The organism is Paracoccus aminovorans (assembly GCF_900005615.1).
Lineage (GTDB): Bacteria > Pseudomonadota > Alphaproteobacteria > Rhodobacterales > Rhodobacteraceae > Paracoccus > Paracoccus aminovorans.
On record NZ_LN832562.1, the window covers coordinates 299,337 to 317,208 of the forward strand.

17 protein-coding genes and 1 riboswitch are annotated in these 17,872 nt (G+C 67.0%); of the genes, 11 read left to right on the forward strand and 6 right to left on the reverse strand.

Features of this window, described 5'->3' with window-relative positions; all coding sequences use genetic code 11:
• The first annotated feature begins 36 nt into the window (after nt 1–36).
• Nucleotides 37–1,002 (forward strand): GlxA family transcriptional regulator, encoded by a 966-nt coding sequence (locus JCM7685_RS17465; protein ID WP_083412711.1) that lies wholly within the window; start codon nt 37–39, stop codon nt 1,000–1,002.
• Here JCM7685_RS17465 and choX read toward each other — a convergent pair.
• Complete coding sequence (gene choX, locus JCM7685_RS17470; RefSeq protein ID WP_074967595.1) at nt 991–1,929, reverse strand: choline ABC transporter substrate-binding protein; 939 nt, start codon at nt 1,927–1,929, stop codon at nt 991–993. The genes JCM7685_RS17465 and choX overlap by 12 nt on opposite strands.
• Nucleotides 1,930–2,911: 982 nt before the next feature.
• On the opposite strand from choX, the gene JCM7685_RS17475 reads away from it, so the two are divergent.
• The 8 genes from JCM7685_RS17475 (at nt 2,912) to nrdF (ending at nt 10,825) form a co-directional block, all read left to right on the forward strand.
• A complete protein-coding gene (locus JCM7685_RS17475; protein WP_074967593.1) occupies nt 2,912–3,814 on the forward strand; it encodes a metal ABC transporter substrate-binding protein in 903 nt (300 codons plus the stop codon).
• Nucleotides 3,815–3,908: 94 nt separating this feature from the next.
• Nucleotides 3,909–4,823: a manganese/iron ABC transporter ATP-binding protein gene (locus tag JCM7685_RS17480; RefSeq protein WP_074967591.1), complete on the forward strand. Its 915-nt coding sequence runs from the start codon at nt 3,909–3,911 to the stop codon at nt 4,821–4,823.
• The gene (locus JCM7685_RS17485; RefSeq protein ID WP_074967589.1) at nt 4,807–5,670 is read left to right on the forward strand and encodes a metal ABC transporter permease; all 864 of its coding nucleotides are present in this window, start codon (nt 4,807–4,809) and stop codon (nt 5,668–5,670) included. The genes JCM7685_RS17480 and JCM7685_RS17485 overlap by 17 nt, the downstream gene beginning before the upstream one ends.
• Entirely contained in the window at nt 5,667–6,500 is an 834-nt protein-coding gene (locus JCM7685_RS17490; protein ID WP_074967587.1) for a metal ABC transporter permease, read from the forward strand. The genes JCM7685_RS17485 and JCM7685_RS17490 overlap by 4 nt, the downstream gene beginning before the upstream one ends.
• Before the next feature lie 244 nt (nt 6,501–6,744).
• Nucleotides 6,745–6,930: riboswitch (cobalamin riboswitch) on the forward strand.
• Nucleotides 6,931–7,025: 95 nt separating this feature from the next.
• On the forward strand, nt 7,026–7,247 hold the full coding sequence (gene nrdH / locus JCM7685_RS17495) for a glutaredoxin-like protein NrdH (RefSeq protein ID WP_074967585.1): 222 nt from the start codon (nt 7,026–7,028) through the stop codon (nt 7,245–7,247).
• 5 nt (nt 7,248–7,252) lie between these two features.
• Nucleotides 7,253–7,681 carry a class Ib ribonucleoside-diphosphate reductase assembly flavoprotein NrdI gene (gene nrdI, locus JCM7685_RS17500; protein WP_074967583.1) on the forward strand — a complete coding sequence of 143 codons (429 nt, stop codon included), beginning with the start codon at nt 7,253–7,255 and terminating at the stop codon, nt 7,679–7,681.
• Nucleotides 7,663–9,789, forward strand: a complete 2,127-nt coding sequence (nrdE, locus tag JCM7685_RS17505; RefSeq protein ID WP_074967581.1) for a class 1b ribonucleoside-diphosphate reductase subunit alpha — start codon at nt 7,663–7,665, stop codon at nt 9,787–9,789. The genes nrdI and nrdE overlap by 19 nt, the downstream gene beginning before the upstream one ends.
• A gap of 64 nt (nt 9,790–9,853) precedes the next feature.
• Nucleotides 9,854–10,825 carry a class 1b ribonucleoside-diphosphate reductase subunit beta gene (nrdF, locus tag JCM7685_RS17510; RefSeq protein ID WP_074967579.1) on the forward strand — a complete coding sequence of 324 codons (972 nt, stop codon included), beginning with the start codon at nt 9,854–9,856 and terminating at the stop codon, nt 10,823–10,825.
• On the opposite strand, the gene JCM7685_RS17515 is transcribed toward nrdF, so the two are convergent.
• From JCM7685_RS17515 to JCM7685_RS17525, 3 genes are all read right to left on the reverse strand, one after another.
• Nucleotides 10,822–11,787: a bile acid:sodium symporter family protein gene (locus tag JCM7685_RS17515; protein ID WP_074967577.1), complete on the reverse strand. Its 966-nt coding sequence runs from the start codon at nt 11,785–11,787 to the stop codon at nt 10,822–10,824. The two genes, nrdF and JCM7685_RS17515, sit on opposite strands and share 4 nt — an antisense overlap.
• A gap of 234 nt (nt 11,788–12,021) precedes the next feature.
• Entirely contained in the window at nt 12,022–13,041 is a 1,020-nt protein-coding gene (locus JCM7685_RS17520) for an LLM class flavin-dependent oxidoreductase (RefSeq protein ID WP_074967575.1), read from the reverse strand.
• Nucleotides 13,042–13,043: 2 nt separating this feature from the next.
• Nucleotides 13,044–13,967 (reverse strand): LysR family transcriptional regulator, encoded by a 924-nt coding sequence (locus JCM7685_RS17525; RefSeq protein WP_074967573.1) that lies wholly within the window; start codon nt 13,965–13,967, stop codon nt 13,044–13,046.
• Nucleotides 13,968–14,104: 137 nt separating this feature from the next.
• Here JCM7685_RS17525 and JCM7685_RS17530 point away from each other — a divergent pair, with 137 nt between their 5' ends.
• Both JCM7685_RS17530 and JCM7685_RS17535 read left to right on the forward strand, forming a co-directional pair.
• A complete protein-coding gene (locus JCM7685_RS17530) occupies nt 14,105–15,049 on the forward strand; it encodes a ring-cleaving dioxygenase (RefSeq protein WP_074967571.1) in 945 nt (314 codons plus the stop codon).
• Nucleotides 15,050–15,181: 132 nt separating this feature from the next.
• Nucleotides 15,182–15,583 carry a DUF1801 domain-containing protein gene (locus JCM7685_RS17535; RefSeq protein ID WP_074967569.1) on the forward strand — a complete coding sequence of 134 codons (402 nt, stop codon included), beginning with the start codon at nt 15,182–15,184 and terminating at the stop codon, nt 15,581–15,583.
• A 27-nt stretch (nt 15,584–15,610) separates the two neighbouring features.
• Here JCM7685_RS17535 and JCM7685_RS17540 read toward each other — a convergent pair whose 3' ends face one another.
• Nucleotides 15,611–16,201 (reverse strand): NADPH-dependent FMN reductase, encoded by a 591-nt coding sequence (locus JCM7685_RS17540; protein WP_074967567.1) that lies wholly within the window; start codon nt 16,199–16,201, stop codon nt 15,611–15,613.
• Between the two features lie 142 nt (nt 16,202–16,343).
• The gene (locus JCM7685_RS17545) at nt 16,344–17,867 is read right to left on the reverse strand and encodes a VOC family protein (RefSeq protein WP_074967566.1); all 1,524 of its coding nucleotides are present in this window, start codon (nt 17,865–17,867) and stop codon (nt 16,344–16,346) included.
• Between the last annotated feature and the right edge of the window lie 5 nt (nt 17,868–17,872).

Consider the following 17,872-nt stretch of genomic DNA (forward strand, 5'->3'; position numbering starts at 1 on the left):
TGGGGCACGGGCGACGTGACGGCGGCCGCGGAAGGGGTGTTCCGGCGCTCTGACCGGCCGCTCGGCGCCACCATCCTGGTGCTGCCCGATGCCTCGCTGATGAGCCTGGCCGCCACGCTGGACCCGTTGCGGGCGGCGAACCGCGTGTCGGGGGCGGAATGCTATCGCTGGCGGGTCGTCTCGGTCGACGGCAGGCCGGTGGCGACCAGCTGCGGCCTGCCGGTGCAGGTCGATGGGCCCTTTCGGCCGCAGGAGGCATGCGACCTGCTGATCGTGGTCGCGGCCTTCAACGTCGCGCGCCATGTCGCCCCGGCGGTGCTGGCCGCCGTGCGGCAGGGCGCGCGGCGGGCGGCGCTGGTCGGCGGCGTCGAGGCCGGCAGCTGGGTGCTGGCCCGCGCCGGCCTGCTGGACCAGCGCCAGGCCACCACCCATTGGGAGGATCTCGAGGATTTTGCCGCCCGCTTTCCGCAGGTGCGCGCCATCCCCGACCGCTGGGTGATCGACGGCGCGGTCTTCACCACCGGCGGCGCGGCGCCGACGCTGGACTTCATGCTGGCGCTGATCCGCGCCCGTCAGGGCTTTGCCCCCGCGCTGAACGTGGCCAGCCTTTACGTCTACGAAGAGATGCGCCTGCCTTCGGACGCGCAACCCCTGGTCTCGCTGGGCCGGGCCGGGCGGATGGAGAGCCGTGTCGCCCAGGCCATCGGCATCATGGAGACGAATCTGGACAGCCCATTGCCCATCGCCAGCATCGCCGCGCAGGTGAAATGTTCCAGCCGGACGCTGGAGGGGCTGTTTCGCGACATCGTCCAGACCTCGCCCGCCGCCTATTACCAGTCGCTGCGCCTGCAGGCGGCGCGGCGGCTGATCACCGACACCGACCTCGGCATGGCCGAGATCGCGGTCAGGACGGGCTTCGCCTCGATCGCCTCGCTGTCGCGTGCCTTCCGGCGGCGGTTCGGGCATCCGCCCACCGCCGCCAGACGCGGTTCAAAGGCCTAGCGCCGCCTTGGCCGCGGGCAGCCCCGGCTCACCCGCGACGGTGGTGACATCCGCAAGCCAGCCGTCCAGCGCGGCGGGGTTGTCCTTGAGCCAGCGCTCGGCCGCGGCCTTCGGCTCCAGCCCGTCGTCCAGGACATAGGACATCATCATGTCCTCGGCCTCGACCGTGAAGGCGAGGTTCGACAGGAACTTGCCCAGGTTGGGGCATTCCCCGGACAGGCCGGCGCGGGTGTTGGTCAGCACGGTCGCGGCACCGTCGTCGGGCCCGAAGGTGTCGTTGCCGTCGGTCAGATAGGCCAGTTCGTAGCGCACGTTCATCGGATGCGGCCGCCAGCCGAAGAACAGGATCGGCTGTTCGGCCTGGATGGCGCGCTGCACCTGCGCCAGCATTCCCTGTTCGCTGGATTCGACCAGCTCGAAGTCGCCAAGGTCGAAGGCGTTCTCCGCGATCGCCTTCAGGATCGTGGTATTGGCGCTGCTGCCGGCCTCGATGCTGTAGATCTTGCCGCCCAGCTGGTCCTTGAACTTGGCGATGTCGGCATAGGTCTGGAGCCCGGCCTGATGGCTGTATTCCGGCACCGCGAACCCGATCAGCGCCCCTTCCAGGTTCGGGCGCACCACCTCGATCTGGCCGGCCTCGACCAGCGGCTTCTGAATCGGTTCCTGAAGCGGCATCCAGTTGCCCAGGAAGATGTCGGTATCGCCCTGTTTCAGCGATTCGAAGGTGACGGCGACGGACAGGATCTGCAACTTGGGCGAATAGCCCAGGGCCTCCAGCACCATCGCCGACATGGCGGTGGTGACCGAGATGTCGGTCCAGCCGACATCCGAAAAGCGGGGGGACTGGCAGGCGGCGGGCTCGGCGGCCTCGGCCCGGGGCAGCACGGCCAGCGAGGCAAGAACTGCGGTGGCGATCTGGCGCTTCATTTCATTCCTCCGTTGTTGGTCGGGCCGATCCGCTGCGGTCGGCCTTGCGCAAAGGATAGCCCAGACCCCCAGAGCAGGTTGACCAAAACCGCAGCATATTTTGCGATTCGCGCAGGAATCGGCGCTTAATCGACCCCGGCCCCCGGCGTCCGCAGCGGCCGAGCCCGATCAGCGCGGGTAGACCACTATCCTGACAGCAGGAAGATCGTCGCCGAGACCAAGCCGGCTACCGCCAGCCGGATCTGGAACAGGGGTAGGCCGAGCCGGTCCACAGGGCCCGCCATCGGCAGTGTGTTCAGCGTGATCGCTTCCAGGCGCATGGCCCCGGAATGCGAGACGCTGCGCTGCTGGGCGGGCGGTGCGAAAGGTCAGGCCGTTCCGCGGCAGGTCATTCTAGAATCGTGCTGGCGCCTTGGTCGAAGCCCGTCAGCAATAGGATACTACTTACCCAGTGGCTCGGAGTGGTAGACAGCAATGGGGGGCGGTTGTAGGTCCTGGTTGTGGTGGCCATCCGAAACTCAACGGGATGCTCACGACGGTTCCCGGATGCTGCCTAAGGCTGCAGGTACGAGATCCGCGATGTCGCTGTGCCGACCGGTCGATCAGGGCGCCGGAATCGTCGGTCAAGGCATCGTCGACGGAATCGCCCGTACCTGGAAGAAGGGCGCCTCTTTTTCCGATGATTGCCGGCGCAGTTGTCGCGCGCCTCGGCGAAAGCCTCCAAGCATCATTGCCGCAATAGGCGGGTAAGACGGAACTTACCATCGCGTGACGGCCAATGGCTGGGATCCCTTACTTTTTTCCTAAGTCAGCCGCAGAGCCGGGCCTGCGCGAGGCTGCCACGGATCGCTTGCTGCCAGCATCAACCTTATTGAGATTGATTTTCACTTGCAAATTGTTCGCGGATCGCTATCTCTTGTCGCGAAGCGCTCGCAACTGGGTCGCGGGCGGCTCCGACAAGGGAAACAGGAAAGGAATTCATATGTCCTCCAGCTTGGCACGCCTGCTTGGTGCGGTGACGGCAACGGCGCTGATGGCGGGGACCGCGACGGCCGAGGACAGGATGAAGGTGGTGACCACCTTCACCGTGATCGCCGACATGGCGGGTCACGTCGCCGGCGATGCCGCCGAGGTGGTGTCGATCACCAAGCCGGGGGCCGAGATCCACGGCTATGAGCCGACGCCGCAGGACATCGTTCGCGCGCAGGGCGCCGATCTGATCCTCTACAACGGCCTCAACCTAGAACTGTGGTTCCAGAAGTTCCTTGCCAATCTCGATCAGGTGCCCGTCGTCACGGTGACTGAGGGGATCGCGCCGATCCCGATCCGCGGCGGCGAATACGACGGCAAGCCGAACCCCCACGCCTGGATGGGGCTGGAGACCGCCAAGGTCTATGTCGACAATATCGAAAAGGCCTTCGTCGCGCAGGACCCACAGAATGCCGAGACCTACACGCGCAACGCCGAACGCTACAAGGCGGAGCTGGAAAGCACCATCGCGCCGCTGAAGGCCGAGATAGAGGCCATCCCCGAAGACCGCCGCTGGCTGGTCAGCTGCGAAGGCGCCTTCAGCTATCTGGCCCGGGATTTCGGCATGCACGAACTGTATCTGTGGCCGATCAATGCCGACCAGATGGGCACGCCGAAGCAGGTCCGCGCGGTGATCGACGGGGTGCGGGAACATGACATCCCCACCGTCTTTTGCGAAAGCACGGTGAACACCGGACCCGCCGAACAGGTCGCGCGCGAAACGGGGGCGCATTACGGCGGGGTTCTCTACGTCGACAGCCTGTCCGGCCCGGACGGGCCGGTGCCGACCTATCTGGACCTGCTGAGGGTCACCGCCGAGACCGTGGCGAAAGGGCTTGCGGCCGGCGTGAACTGAGGGAGGATCCCCGGAAAGCGTCCTGACGCGCCTCGCGCGCCGGGCTTCCCATCCGAGGGCGACCGTCCCGTTCCGGCAGAAAGCGAAAACCAAGATGCGCGACGACAGATCGACCACCAGGACCAGCGGCGACGCGCCGGATTCGGGCGGCGGCATCATGGCGCGCGATCTGACCGTTTCCTATCGCAACGGCCTGACCGCGCTGCGCAATGCCAGCTTCGCCATCCCCAGGGGCACCGTCACCGCGCTGGTCGGCGTGAACGGCGCCGGGAAATCCACGCTGTTCAAGGCGATCATGGGATTCGTGCCGGTCGCCCGGGGCGAGATCCGGCTGCTGGGCATGACCGTGCGCGAGGCCCTGAAGAAGAACCTCGTGGCCTATGTGCCCCAGGCCGAAGAGGTGGACTGGTCCTTTCCCGTTCTGGTCGAGGACGTGGTGATGATGGGCCGCTACGGCCACATGGGTTTCCTGCGCCGTCCCTCGGCCGCGGATCGTGAGGCGGTCGAGCGGGCGCTGGCGCGGGTGAACATGCTCGACCATCGCCGCCGCCAGATCGGCGAGCTGTCGGGGGGCCAGAAGAAGCGGGTCTTCCTGGCCCGGGCCCTGGCGCAGGACGGGCAGGTCATCCTGCTGGACGAGCCCTTTACCGGCGTGGACGTCAAGACCGAGGAGCAGATCATCGCCCTGCTGCGCGCGCTGCGCGACGAAGGCCGGGTCATGCTGGTCTCGACCCACAACCTGGGCTCGGTGCCGGAATTCTGCGACCGGGTGGTGCTGGTCAAGGGCACCGTGCTGGCCTATGGCCCGACCGAGACCACCTTCACGCCCGGGAACCTGGAAGCGGCCTTTGGCGGCGTGCTGCGGCATTTCACCCTGGGCGGACATGCGCTGCACGACGACGAGGACGGCCGCCGCATCACCATCCTCAGCGACGACGAACGCCCGCTGGTGCAATACGGCGACCGCACCCGGACGCACGAGGGGGCCTCGGATGACCCTGCTGCTTGAACCCTTCGGCTATCACTACATGATGAACGCCATGTGGGTCTCGGCGCTGGTGGGCGGGGTCTGCGCCTTCCTGTCAGCCTATCTGATGCTCAAGGGCTGGTCGCTGATCGGCGACGCCCTGTCCCATTCCGTGGTCCCCGGCGTCGCCGGCGCCTATATGCTGGGCCTGCCCTTCGCGCTGGGGGCGTTCCTCTCGGGCGGGCTGGCGGCGGCGGCGATGCTGTTCCTGTCCGACCGTTCCGGGCTCAAGGTGGACGTGGTGATCGGGCTTATCTTCACCAGCTTCTTCGGGCTGGGGCTGTTCATGGTCTCGGTCAATCCGATGGCGGTGTCGGTCCAGACCATCACCATGGGCAATATCCTGGCGATCACGCCCGGGGACACGCTGCAACTGGCCATCATCGGCTTCGTCTCGCTGGCGGTGCTGGCGCTGAAGTGGAAGGACCTGATGGTGGTCTTTTTCGACGAGAGCCACGCCCGGACCGTCGGGCTGCGGCCCGGGTTGCTGAAGGGAATGTTCTTCGTGCTGCTGTCGGCCTGCGTGGTGGCGGCGATGCAGACCGTGGGCGCGTTCCTGGTCATCGCCATGGTGGTGACACCCGGCGCCACGGCCTATCTGCTCTGCGACCGCTTCCCGCGGCTGATCCTGCTGTCGGTGACCCTGGGCACCGTCACCAGCTTCCTGGGCGCCTATCTGAGCTATTTCCTCGACGGCGCGACCGGCGGCATCATCGTCGTGCTGCAGACGCTGATCTTCCTCGCCGCCTTCGTCTGGGCGCCGAAGCACGGGCTGCTGGCCGCCCGCGCCAAGGCCCGCGCCGCCCTGCGCGAGGAGGCCCCGCAATGATCGACCAGCTCCTGCTGCCGTTCCAGTTCGGCTTCATGCAGAACGCCTTCCTGATCTCGGCCATCGTCGCGGTCCCGACGGCGCTGCTGTCCTGCTTCCTGGTGCTGAAGGGCTGGGCGCTGATGGGCGACGCGGTCAGCCACGCGGTGCTGCCGGGCGTGGTGCTGGCCTATATCCTCGGCTTTCCGCTGATCCTGGGCGCCTTCGCGGCCGGGATGGTGACGGCGCTGGCCACCGGATACCTGGCGGACAACAGCCGCGTGAAGAAGGACACGGTCATGGGCGTCGTCTTCTCGGGCATGTTCGGGCTGGGGATCGTCCTCTACACCTCGATCGCCTCGGACGTGCACCTGGACCATATCCTGTTCGGCAACATGCTGGGCGTGGGCGCCGCGGACCTGCGCACCGCCCTGTGGATCGGGGCGCCGGTGTCGCTGGTGCTGCTGCTGAAATGGAAGGACCTGATGCTGCACGCCTTCGATCCGGCGCAGGCGCGGGCGTCGGGCCTGCCGGTGGGGTTGCTGCATTATGGGTTGCTGACGATCCTGTCGCTGACCATCGTCGCCACCATGGCGGCGACGGGGCTGATCCTGGCGGTCGGGCTGCTGATCGCGCCGGGCGCCATCGCCTTCCTGCTGGCGCGCAGCTTCGGCCGCATGCTGGCGGTGGCGGTGGCGGTCTGCATGGCGGCGATGCTGACCGGGGCCTATGCCAGCTTCTTCCTGGACAGCGCGCCGGCGCCGACGGTCATCCTGATCCTGACCGCGATCTTCGTCGCCGCCTTTGTTCGGCGGACATGGCAGGTGAAGCGTGCCACGGCCGCCCTGTGAGGGCGCCGCGGATTGCGGGGTCGGATCTCGGTCCCGCCATGCGTCCCTGCCGCCGAGTACGCCCGCGGCGGCGCCGCACAACCTCCGGCAGCAGGATGGCCGCTTCGGACCCCGATCCGTTCGGCGAATGGTTAACGGGACGCCTTTCGTGCGCCCTGGCGATCTTATCCACAGACCCACCACATATTTGGGGATAGATCGCCGCATCCCACTAGATATGGATTGACCCGGGCCGCACGGCGTGGCTTACTGGCCGGGTCATGGTTAATCCGGAGCGATCCGGAGGACGAAGAGGGAAGCCCGGTGAAAATCCGGCACTGCCCCCGCAGCTGTAAGCGGTGAGCGAGGTTGCAACGCCACTGGGAAACCGGGAAGGGCAGCCGAGCCGAGACCTGCGAGTCAGAAGACCTGCCATGGCACGAAAGGACCACACCGTGCGGCGGGCGCGGGGCTTGAGCGGTTCGGATGGCATAGCCTCCGGCCCAGCCCTCGGCTGCCCTACAGCAAAAAAGAAGGAGCAGAGGCATGACCATCACCGTTTATTCCAAGCCCGCCTGCGTGCAATGCACCGCCACCACCCGCGCCCTGGATGCGCGCGGTCTCGACTACCACCTGGTGGACCTGACCGAGGACGACTCGGCGCTGGAACTGGTCACCTCGCTCGGCTATCGCCAGGCGCCGGTCGTCGTCGCCGGCGAGGCGCATTGGGCCGGCTTCCGCCCGGACATGATCGGCCGCCTGTCGTAAGGGCCATGGGCGGGCCGACGGGCAGACTGGTCTATTTCTCCTCGGCTTCGGGGAATACGGCGCGCTTCGTGGCCCGGCTCGGCCGGCCCGCCTGCCGCATCCCGATCTCGCCCAGGGACCCGATGCCTGCGCCCGATCTGCCCTATGTGCTGATCTGCCCGACCTATGCCGATGGCGAGGGGCGGGGCGCGGTGCCCAAGCAGGTCATCCATTTCCTGAACGATCCCGACCGCCGCGCCCTGCTGCGCGGCGTCATCGCCGCCGGCAACCGGAATTTCGGCGCCACCTATGCGCTGTCTGGTCGGGTGATTTCCACCAAATGCAACGTTCCCGTGCTGTATCGTTTCGAGCTGGCGGGGACCGATCTGGATATTTCCCGCGTGCATGCGGGGCTAAGCGAATTCTGGGGGACGGAATGCTTGACGATGGCGTAAAGGCCGAGTTGGACTATCACGCGCTGAACGCGATGCTGAACCTCTATGACGGCGAGGGCCGCATCCGCTTCGACGCGGATCGCAAGGCGGCGCGGCAGTATTTCCTGCAGCACGTCAACCAGAACACCGTCTTTTTCCACAATCTGGACGAAAAGCTGCGCTATCTGGTCGACGAGGGCTATTACGAGCCCGAGGTGCTGGACCAGTATTCCAAGAACTTCCAGCGCGCGATCTGGGATGCCGCCTATCAGAAGAAGTTCCGTTTCCCGACCTTCCTGGGCGCGTTCAAGTATTACACCAGCTACACGCTGAAGACTCGCGACGGCCAGCGCTACCTGGAACGCTATGAGGACCGCGTGGTCATGGTCGCCCTGGCGCTGGCGCGCGGCGACGAGGGCCTGGCGATGCGCTTCATGGACGAGATCCTGTCCGGTCGCTTCCAGCCAGCGACGCCGACCTTCCTCAACGCCGGCAAGAAGTCGCGTGGCGAGTTGATCTCGTGCTTCCTGCTGCGGCTGGAAGACAACATGGAATCCATCGGCCGCTCGATCAACTCGGCCCTGCAACTGTCGAAGCGCGGCGGCGGCGTGGCGCTGATGCTAACCAACCTGCGTGAGGCGGGCGCACCGATCAAGGGCATCGAGAACCAGTCCTCGGGTGTCATCCCGGTGATGAAACTGCTGGAGGATTCGTTCAGCTATGCCAATCAGCTGGGCGCGCGTCAGGGCGCGGGCGCGGTCTATCTGAACGCGCATCACCCGGACATCCTGCGCTTCCTCGACACCAAGCGCGAGAACGCCGACGAGAAGATCCGCATCAAGACGCTGAGCCTGGGCGTGGTGATCCCGGACGTGACCTTCGAACTGGCGAAGCGCAACGAGGACATGTACCTGTTCTCGCCGCACGACATCCAGAAGGTCTATGGCGTGCCTTTCTCGGAAATCTCGGTGACCGAGAAATATGCCGAGATGGTGGACGACAAGCGCATCAAGAAGCGCAAGATCAACGCCCGCGCATTTTTCCAGACCCTGGCCGAGATCCAGTTCGAAAGCGGCTATCCCTACATCATGTTCGAGGACACGGTGAACCGCGCCAACCCGGTGCATGGCCGCATCACCATGTCGAACCTGTGCAGCGAGATCCTGCAGGTCAACGAGGCCAGCGAGTTCAACGAGGATCTGAGCTATTCCCACCTGGGCACTGATATTTCGTGCAATCTCGGCTCGCTGAACATCGCCGCGACCATGGACGGCCCGGACCTGGGCGCCACCGTCGAGGCGGCGATCCGCGCCTTGACCGCGGTGTCGGAAATGTCGGCCATCGACGCCGTGCCCTCGATCCGGCGCGGCAATGACGAGGCCCATGCCGTGGGCCTGGGCCAGATGAACCTGCACGGCTTCCTGGCCCGCGAGCGCATCCATTACGGCAGCCCCGAGGGGGTCGAGTTCACCGGCGTCTATTTCGCCGCGGTGGCCTATCACGCCATCCGGGCCTCGAATCTGCTGGCGCAGGAGCATGGCAGCACCTTCAAGGATTTCGAGAAGTCGAAATACGCCGACGGCTCGTTCTTCGACAAATATACCGAGCGCGACTGGCTGCCGACCCTGCCGGACGTGACGCGGGTGTTCGAGAACGTCACCCTGCCCACCCGCGAGGATTGGGCGACGCTGAAGGCCTCGGTCATGCAGCACGGGCTTTACAACCGCAACCTGCAGGCGGTGCCGCCGACCGGCTCGATCAGCTATATCAACAACTCGACCAGCTCGATCCACCCGATCGTCGCCAAGATCGAGATCCGCAAGGAAGGCAAGATCGGCCGGGTCTATTATCCTGCCGCCTTCATGTCGAACGAGAACATCGAGTTCTATCGCGACGCCTATGAGATCGGCCCCGAAGCGATCATCGACACCTATGCCGCCGCGACCGAGCATGTCGACCAGGGCCTGTCGCTGACGCTGTTCTTCCCGGCCGAAGCGACGACGCGCGACATCAACCGCGCCCAGATCTATGCCTGGAAGAAGGGCATCAAGACGATCTATTACATCCGGCTGCGCCAGACCGCGCTGGAAGGCACCGAGGTGCAGGGCTGCGTTTCCTGCACGCTTTGAGCCGGGGGTTTCACACCCCCGGGCCCCCGTGGGATATTTGGACACAAAAGAAAGGTTCTTCCCAATGAAGGATCATGCCGTGCGGACGCCTTTGCGCGCGATCAACTGGAACCGGCTGGAGGACGAGAAGGACCTGGAGGTTTGGAACCGCCTGACCGTCAACTTCTGGCTGCCGGAGAAGGTGCCGCTGTCGAACGACGTGCAGAGCTGGGCCACGCTGCGGCCGGCCGAGCGCGAGCTGACCATCCGGGTCTTTACCGGGCTGACGCTGCTCGACACGGTGCAGAACACCATCGGCGCGCCCTCGATGATGCCCGATGCGCTGACCCCGCATGAGGAAGCGGTGCTGTCGAACATCAGCTTCATGGAGGCGGTGCATGCGCGGTCCTATAGCTCGATCTTTTCGACGCTGTGCCTGACCAAGGAGGTGGACGAGGCTTTTCGCTGGGCCGAGGAGAACCCGCATCTGCAGGCCAAGGCTCATACGGTGGTCGAGAAATACAAGGCCGGCGCCGATCCCTTGAAGCGCAAGATCGCCTCGGTCTTCCTGGAGAGTTTCCTGTTCTATTCCGGCTTCTACCTGCCCATGTACTGGTCCAGCCGCGCCAAGCTGACCAATACCGCCGATCTGATCCGCCTGATCATCCGCGACGAGGCGGTGCACGGCTATTACATCGGTTACAAGTACCAGCGCGGGCTGGAGAAGCTGGGCGCCGCCAGGCAGCAGGAGTTGAAGGATTTTGCCTTTTCGCTGATCTTCGATCTCTACGACATCGAATCGAAATATACCGCCGAGCTTTACGACGGCATCGGCCTGACCGAGGATGTGAAGGCCTTTTTGCACTACAATGCGAACAAGGCCTTGCAGAACCTTGGTTACGAAGCGCTTTTCCCGCCGGCCGCCTGCGAGGTGAACCCGGCGATCCTGGCCGCGCTGTCGCCCGACAGCGAGAACCACGACTTCTTTTCCGGTTCCGGATCGAGCTATGTCATCGGCAAGGCCGTGGCGACCGAAGACGACGACTGGGACTTTTAGGCGCGCGCCCGGGCGTAGCGTTGCGCCACTGCCGAGCAGACCAGAAGCTGGGTCATGTGATAGATCATCACCGGCAGCACGGTGGCGCCCACCGTCGCCGCCGGGAAGATCGCAGAGGCGATGGGCAGGCCCGAGGCGAGGCTTTTCGTCGAGCCGCAGAAGAACAGCACCGCCTGGTCGGCGGGCGGCAGCCGGGAGATGCGGCCCGCGGCGACCATGATGCCCATGGCCAGCGCCAGCAGCAGCGCCACCACCAGGAAGCACAGCACCAGGCCCGAAGCCGGGATGCTGGACCAGACGCCCGCCACCGTGCCGGCGCCGAAGGCCGAATAGACGATCAGCAGGATCGAGCCGCGGTCCACCACCATGGTCAGCAGCCGGTGGCGCCGCACGAAGTCACCGATCCAGGGCCGCAGCACCTGGCCGACGACGAAGGGCAAAAGGATCTGCATCGCGATCTTTTCCACCGCGTCGAGGCTGACCGCGGCGCCTTCCTGGTGCAGGATGCGGGTGACCAGCAGCGGCGTCAGCGCCACGCCAATCAGGTTCGACAGCGACGCCGCGCAGATCGCCGCCGGCACGTTGCCGCCGGCGATCGAGGTGAAGGCGATCGAGCTTTGCACCGTCGAGGGCAGCACGGCCAGGAACAGCAGCCCCAGCGTCAGTTCCGGCCCCAGCACGCCGCCGAAGACCGCGGCCAGCGCCAGACCCAGCAGCGGGAACAGCGCATAGGTGGCACCGAAAGTCAGCCCCTGCAAGCGCCAGTTCAGCAGCCCGGCACGGATCGAGGCCGGGTCCAGCTTGGCGCCGTAGAGGAAGAACAGCAGCACCACCGCCCACCATGTCGTCAGCCGCAGCGCCTCGGCCGCGAAGCCGCGGGCCGGCAGCAGCAGGCCAAGCGCCACCGTGGCGAGCAGAAGCAGCATGTAGCTGTCGATGCCGATCCGTTTCAGCGCGTTCATGGCGGTTCTCCTGGCAGGCATTCCGGCGACCCTGGGGGCCGGCCGCGGTTCTGGACCACTTGCAGGGCGGATACAAGCAAGCCGGGTGGTCGGCCGGTTGCGCATCGCACCATCGGCACCGTGAGCCGCGGGCGGGTCCAGCAGAGGTCAACCCGGGCAGGAAGGATATGGCCGGATCGCTGGCCGCGACGGGGCGCACAGCCCCGGCCGCGGTTCTGTCCGGTGCCCGGGCGGTCAGCGCCAACCCAGGGCCGGGGCGACATGCTTCAGGATGTTCTCGATCACATGGACGTTGTAGTCGACGCCCAGCGTGTTCGGCACCGTCAGCAGCAGGGTGTCGGCCTCGGCGATGCCTTCGTCGCGACGCAGCTCCTCGACCAGGCGGTCCGGTTCGCCGGTATAGCCGCGGCCGAAGACCGAGCGGGTCTCTTCGATGAAGCCGATCTGGTCGGACTCCTTGCCGCCGCGGCCGAAATACATGCGGTCGCGGTCGTCGGTCAGCGCGAAGATCGAGCGGCTGACCGAGACGCGGGGCGTGCGCGCATGCCCAGCTTCGGCCCAGGCGGCGCGATAGGCGCGGATCTGCTCGGCCTGCTGGACGTGGAAGGGCTTGCCGTTCTCGTCGTCCTTCAGGGTCGAGCTTTGCAGGTTCATGCCCAGCCGCGCCGCCCATTGCGCCGTGGCGTTCGACGCCGCGCCCCACCAGATGCGGTCGATGAGCCCGGGCGAATGCGGTTCGAGCCGCAGCAGACCGGGCGGGTTCGGGAACATCGGGCGCGGGTTCGGCTGGGCGAAGCCCTTGCCTTCGAGCAACTGCAGGAACACCTCGGCATGGCGCCGCGCCATGTCGGCATCGCTTTCGTCCTCGGCCGGGCGATAGCCGAAATGCCGCCAGCCGTCGATCACCTGCTCGGGCGAGCCGCGCGAGATGCCCAGTTGCAGCCGCCCCTGCGAGATGAGGTCGGCACTGCCTGCGTCCTCGGCCATGTAGAACGGATTTTCATAGCGCATGTCGATGACGGCGGTGCCGATCTCGATGGTGCTGGTCCGCGCGCCCACCGCCGCCAGCAGCGGAAAGGGCGAGGCCAGCTGGCGTGCGAAGTGGTGCACCCGGAAATAGGCGCCGTCCGCGCCCAACTCCTCGGCCGCGACGGCAAGGTCGATGGATTGCAGCAGCGTGTCCTGGGCGCTGCGGGTGGCCGCCGCGCGTTCGTCGGACCAGTGGCCAAAGGACAGAAAGCCGATTTTCTTCATGGTCATTCCTTGGGTTCCGTCCGCCAGGGCGGGTTCTTCAACGCGCCGGCCAGATGGTCGACGAAGCGCCGCAGCTTGGCGGGCATGGGGGAAACGGGCGGCCACACCGCCACGATCGGCAGCGGGCGGGTAGGGTAATCAGCAAGCACGCGCTCGAGCCGGCCTTCGGCCAGCGCCGGCGCGGCGATGAAGCCCGGCAGCATGGCAAGACCCAGCCCCTGCATCGCCATGCAGCGGATCGCCTCGCCGTTGTTGAGCGAGATCCGCCCGGCGACCAGGGGCGAGACGAAGCGGTCGCGGTCCTGGAACTGCCAGAGCTGGCTATTGGGCACATGGCTGTAGCCGATCACCTGATGGTCGCGCAACTGGGCCAGCGTGCGGGGCCGGCCCATGCGCTCCAAATAGGCGGGGGCGGCGACGGCGACGCTTTCGTCCTCGCACAGCTTGCGCTGCATCAGCGCCTTGTCGCGGGTCTTGCCGACGCGGATGCCCACGTCGAAGCCCTCGCGCGCCAGATCTCGGGTGCGGTCGTCGTAGTCGACCGCGATGTCCAGTTCGGGATTGGCCTCGGCGAAGCGGGCGATGATCGGGCCCAGATGCAGCACGCCGAAGCTCATCGGCGCGGCGATCGAGAGGCTGCCGCGCAGGGGCGCCACGCCGTCCATGTCCCAGGCGGTGCTTTCCGCCGCCGCCACCAGCTCGGACAGCGCCGGGCGCAGCCGCTCGGCCAGGCGCAGCGCGGCCTCGGTCGGGATGATGCGGCCGGCGTTGCGGCGAAACAGCGCCGCGCCCAGGGTGGATTCCAGGTCGGTGATCCGCTTGCTGACCACGGATTTCGACAGGTTCAGCCGCGCGGCCGCCGCGGTCACCGTGCCGAGCTCCATCACCGTCAGGAAGGTCTCAAGATCGTCGAGGTCGTAGCGCATGGGATGAAGATAGGGCGTCCCATGCCCGGCGCAAAGCCCCAAGCGTTCGATCCGGACGAACGCGAGGTTCGGGCCTGCTCCGGTGGCGGAAACGGCGCGGGACGCCGATATTCAGCCCAGCGAAAGGAGGAGCCATCATGCAGCTCACCGGAATTCACCACCTGACGGCGATCACCGCCGATGCGCCCGGCAACCGGCGGTTCTATACCGACACGCTGGGGCTTCGGCTGGTCAAGAAGACCGTCAACCAGGACGATACCAGCGCCTATCATCTGTTCTATGCCGATGGGCTGGCGCAGCCCGGCACCGATCTGACCTTCTTCGATTGGCCCGCGTCGGGCGAGCGGCGCGGCACCCATTCGATCAGCCGCACCGGCCTGCGGATCGGCGGGGACAGTTTCGATTTCTGGGCCGCGCGGCTTGGCGATGCCGGCCTGACCCGAGGCAAGCCCGGCACGCTCGACGGCCGCAGTGTGCTGGATTTCGAGGACCCCGAGGGCCAGCGCTTCCGACTGACCGAGGATGAAGCGGGTGCCGCATCCGCACCCTGGGAGAAAAGCCCGGTCCCGGCGCAGCACCAGATCCACGGGCTGGGGCCGATCACCATCTCGGTGCCCGACCTGGCGCCGACGGACCGGGTGCTGACGCAGGCGATGGACCTGCGCAAGGTCCGGGACTATGCCAGCCCGGACGGGCAGGGCGCGGTCCATGTCTATGAAATGGGCGCGGGCGGGCCGTCGGCGGAACTGCATGTCGCAGTGCAGCCCGACCTGCCCGTGGCGCGCCAGGGCGCCGGGGGCGTGCACCACGTCGCCTTCCGGGTGCCGGACAAGCCGGCGATCCGCGAATGGGCGCTGCGGCTGAACCGGATGCGGGTGCCGAACTCGGGCGAGGTCGAGCGTTACTATTTCCGCTCGCTCTATTTCCGCGAACCGGGCGGCAACCTGTTCGAGATCGCCAGCGACGAGCCCGGCTTTGCCGTGGACGAGCCGCTGGACCGGCTGGGCGAAAGCCTGTCGCTGCCGCCCTTCCTGGAGAGCCGCCGGGCGCAGATCGAGGCGGGGTTGCGGCCGCTGGACTAACCCTCGCCAACAGAAGATCAAGGCCGCCGGCGCGATCCGGCGGCCTTTTCCTGCGCGTGGACCCCTCGCCGGTTGCCCGGCGGGCGGGTTTGCCGCATCCTGCCGGCAACCCGACCGACAGGAGCCGCGAGCATGAGCGAGCCGGAGACAGGACGATCCGCCTCGGAACGGATCGACGCGCGGATCGCGGAACTCGGCGACTGGCGCGCCGAAACGCTGGCCCGGGTGCGCCGCCTGATCCGCGCGGCCGATCCCGAGGTGGTCGAGGAATGGAAATGGCGCGGCGTGCCGGTCTGGTCGCATCACGGCATCATTTGCACCGGCGAGACCTATCGGCAGGTGGTCAAGCTGACCTTCGCCCGCGGCGCGGCGCTGGAGGATCCGGCGGGGCTGTTCAACGCCAGCCTGGACGGCAACACGCGCCGCGCCATCGACCTGCGCGAGGGCGAACAGGCCGATGCCGAGGCGCTGACGGCGCTGGTCCGCGCCGCGATCGCGCTGAATGGCGAAAAGACGAAAGGGCGGTCGAGGTGACCGCCCTTTGACCGGGACCGGAAAGGCTCAGGCGGTCTTGGCGCGCTGCGCCATGGTCGCCTCGGTCCACCAGAGCAATTCGTCCAGCATCGCATCCAGCGCCGGCTTCAGGTTCGCCTCGACCTCGGACATCGGGCCGTTGGCGCCCAGCGGCGAGACCTTGAAGAAATCGCCGCCGCCCAGATGCACGGCATTTCGCAGCGGCACCATCTGCAATTCCACGGCGATGCCGCGCAGGTGCTCGATGGCGCGGGCCGCACCGACGCCGCCATAGCCCATGGCCGCGGCCGGCTTATGGTTCCATTCCTTGTAGGCCTGATCCAGCGCGTTCTTCAGCGAACCGGTGACCGAGTGGTTGTATTCGGCGGTCAGGAAGATGAATCCGTCGAACTCGGCCAGCTTCTGCTGCCATTTCACCGCGCGCGGGTCCGAGGACGGCATCCACAGGTTCGAGGCCGCCTCGTTGAACAGCGGCAGGTCGTAGTCGCGCAGGTCCACGAGTTCGAAGCGCATGTCGTCGCGCTTTTGCGCGTTTTCCAGCAGCCAGGCGGCGGGTTTGTCGGCGAAGCGCGTGTCGCGGGTCGAGCCGATGATGATGGCGATGTTCGGTTGGGTCATCTGACGATCCTTGGTTGATGGCCCGCAACGGCGGGCGGGAATGCTTGTTCCGGCAATCTGGCGGTGGCGGCCCTTTCGGGCAAGCCGGCCATATCGGAACGCGGTGTTCGGAATCTGGAAACCGAGGCGCTGCCGCCGCCGCCTAGTCCAGCCAGGCCCGCGCGGCGTCGAGGTCGGCCGCGGAAAGCTCGTGCCCGGCCGCCAGCTCCTGGGCCTGCACCGCGGCGCCGCCGGCCCGCAGCGCCCGTTCCAGGGCCGGTGCCATGCGGGCGAAGGGATCGCGGGCGCCGCCGAGCAGCAGCGCACGCGTCCCGGCCAGCGCCTCGGGCGCCAGCGGCGGCGGCTGTTCCAGCACCTGGATCCCGCGCAGCAGGATGGCGTGGCGGATCAGTCCCGGATGCAGCTGCATCGCCGCACCCAGCAGGTTCGCGCCGTTGGAATAGCCCAGGTGCACCAGCGCCGCAGGGTCCAGCCCATAGGCCCGCGCGGCCTCGTCGACGAAGGCGGCAAAGGCCTCGGCCTCGGCGCGGATGTCGGCCTGGTCATAGGTCACGGCGTCGAAGCGGCGAAACCAGCGGTTGATCCCCTCTTCGGTCGAGCGGCCGCGCACCCCCAAGAGCGTGGCGTTCGGGGCGATACGGCGGGCCAGCGGCATCAGGTCGGTCTCATTGCCGCCGGTGCCGTGCAGCAGCACGATGGTGCTGCCATCGGGGTTTTCCGGCCGGTGGAAGCGGTGGATGAAATGCAGATCGCGCATCGGCGTCCTTTCCTCGCCCGGCAGGGCGAATTGGGGCAGCATCACGCGCAGCTCCTGCGCGCGCGCCGCATCGCCGGGTGGGATGAACAGCGTGCTGCCCAGCGTCTCGGGCGGCTCGTCCAGCGTGAAGCCCGGGGCGTCCGTGGCATATTCCAGCAGCGTGCCGGCCGGCTCGCGGACATAGAGCGACAGGAAATATTTCCGGTCGTGCACCGTGGTCGCATCGGTATCCTGCAGCGCCTGCCGCATTGCCCGCAGCGCCTGGTCATCCGGGGCGCGAAAGGCGACGTGATCCAGGGTGCCGGTGCCTGGAATGCCCGGAAAGAAACCGGTGGCGTCGCGGATGTCGACGGCGTCGCGGTCCGAGACCAGTCGCTGCACCGCGCCCTCGGCCGCAGCCGGCCGATAGCCGAAGCGGGCGACGAAGGCGGCTGTCTCGGCCGGCTTCTCGGTCAGCAACGTGACCCCGCGCAGCCGCGTCGGAGCGATCGGATCGGGCAGCGCCGCCGCCGCCGGCAGGTCGACGCCCACCAGCTTGACGATCACGCCGTCCGGGTCCTTCAGCCGCAGCACGGTTTCGCCCTGTTCGCGCGCCGGACCCTCGACCGGGATGCGGGCGGTCATGGCGCGGGTCAGCCATGCGCCGATGCTGGCCGGCGGCACGGCCAGGGCGATTTCCGCGACCTGGCCGTGCCCGACCCGGCCCGGTGCGCCATCCTCCCAGACCAGGAAGGTGACGAGCGAGCCGGGCGAGCCCAGGGCATCGCCATAGAAGAGGTGCAACTGCTCGGCATCCTCGAAGCCGCCGGTGCGCTTGACCAGCCGCAGACCCAGAAAGCCGGCGTAGAAATCGACATTGGCCTGCACCCGGCGGGTGATGCCGGTGACGTGATGGATGCCGGTGGGCATGATGC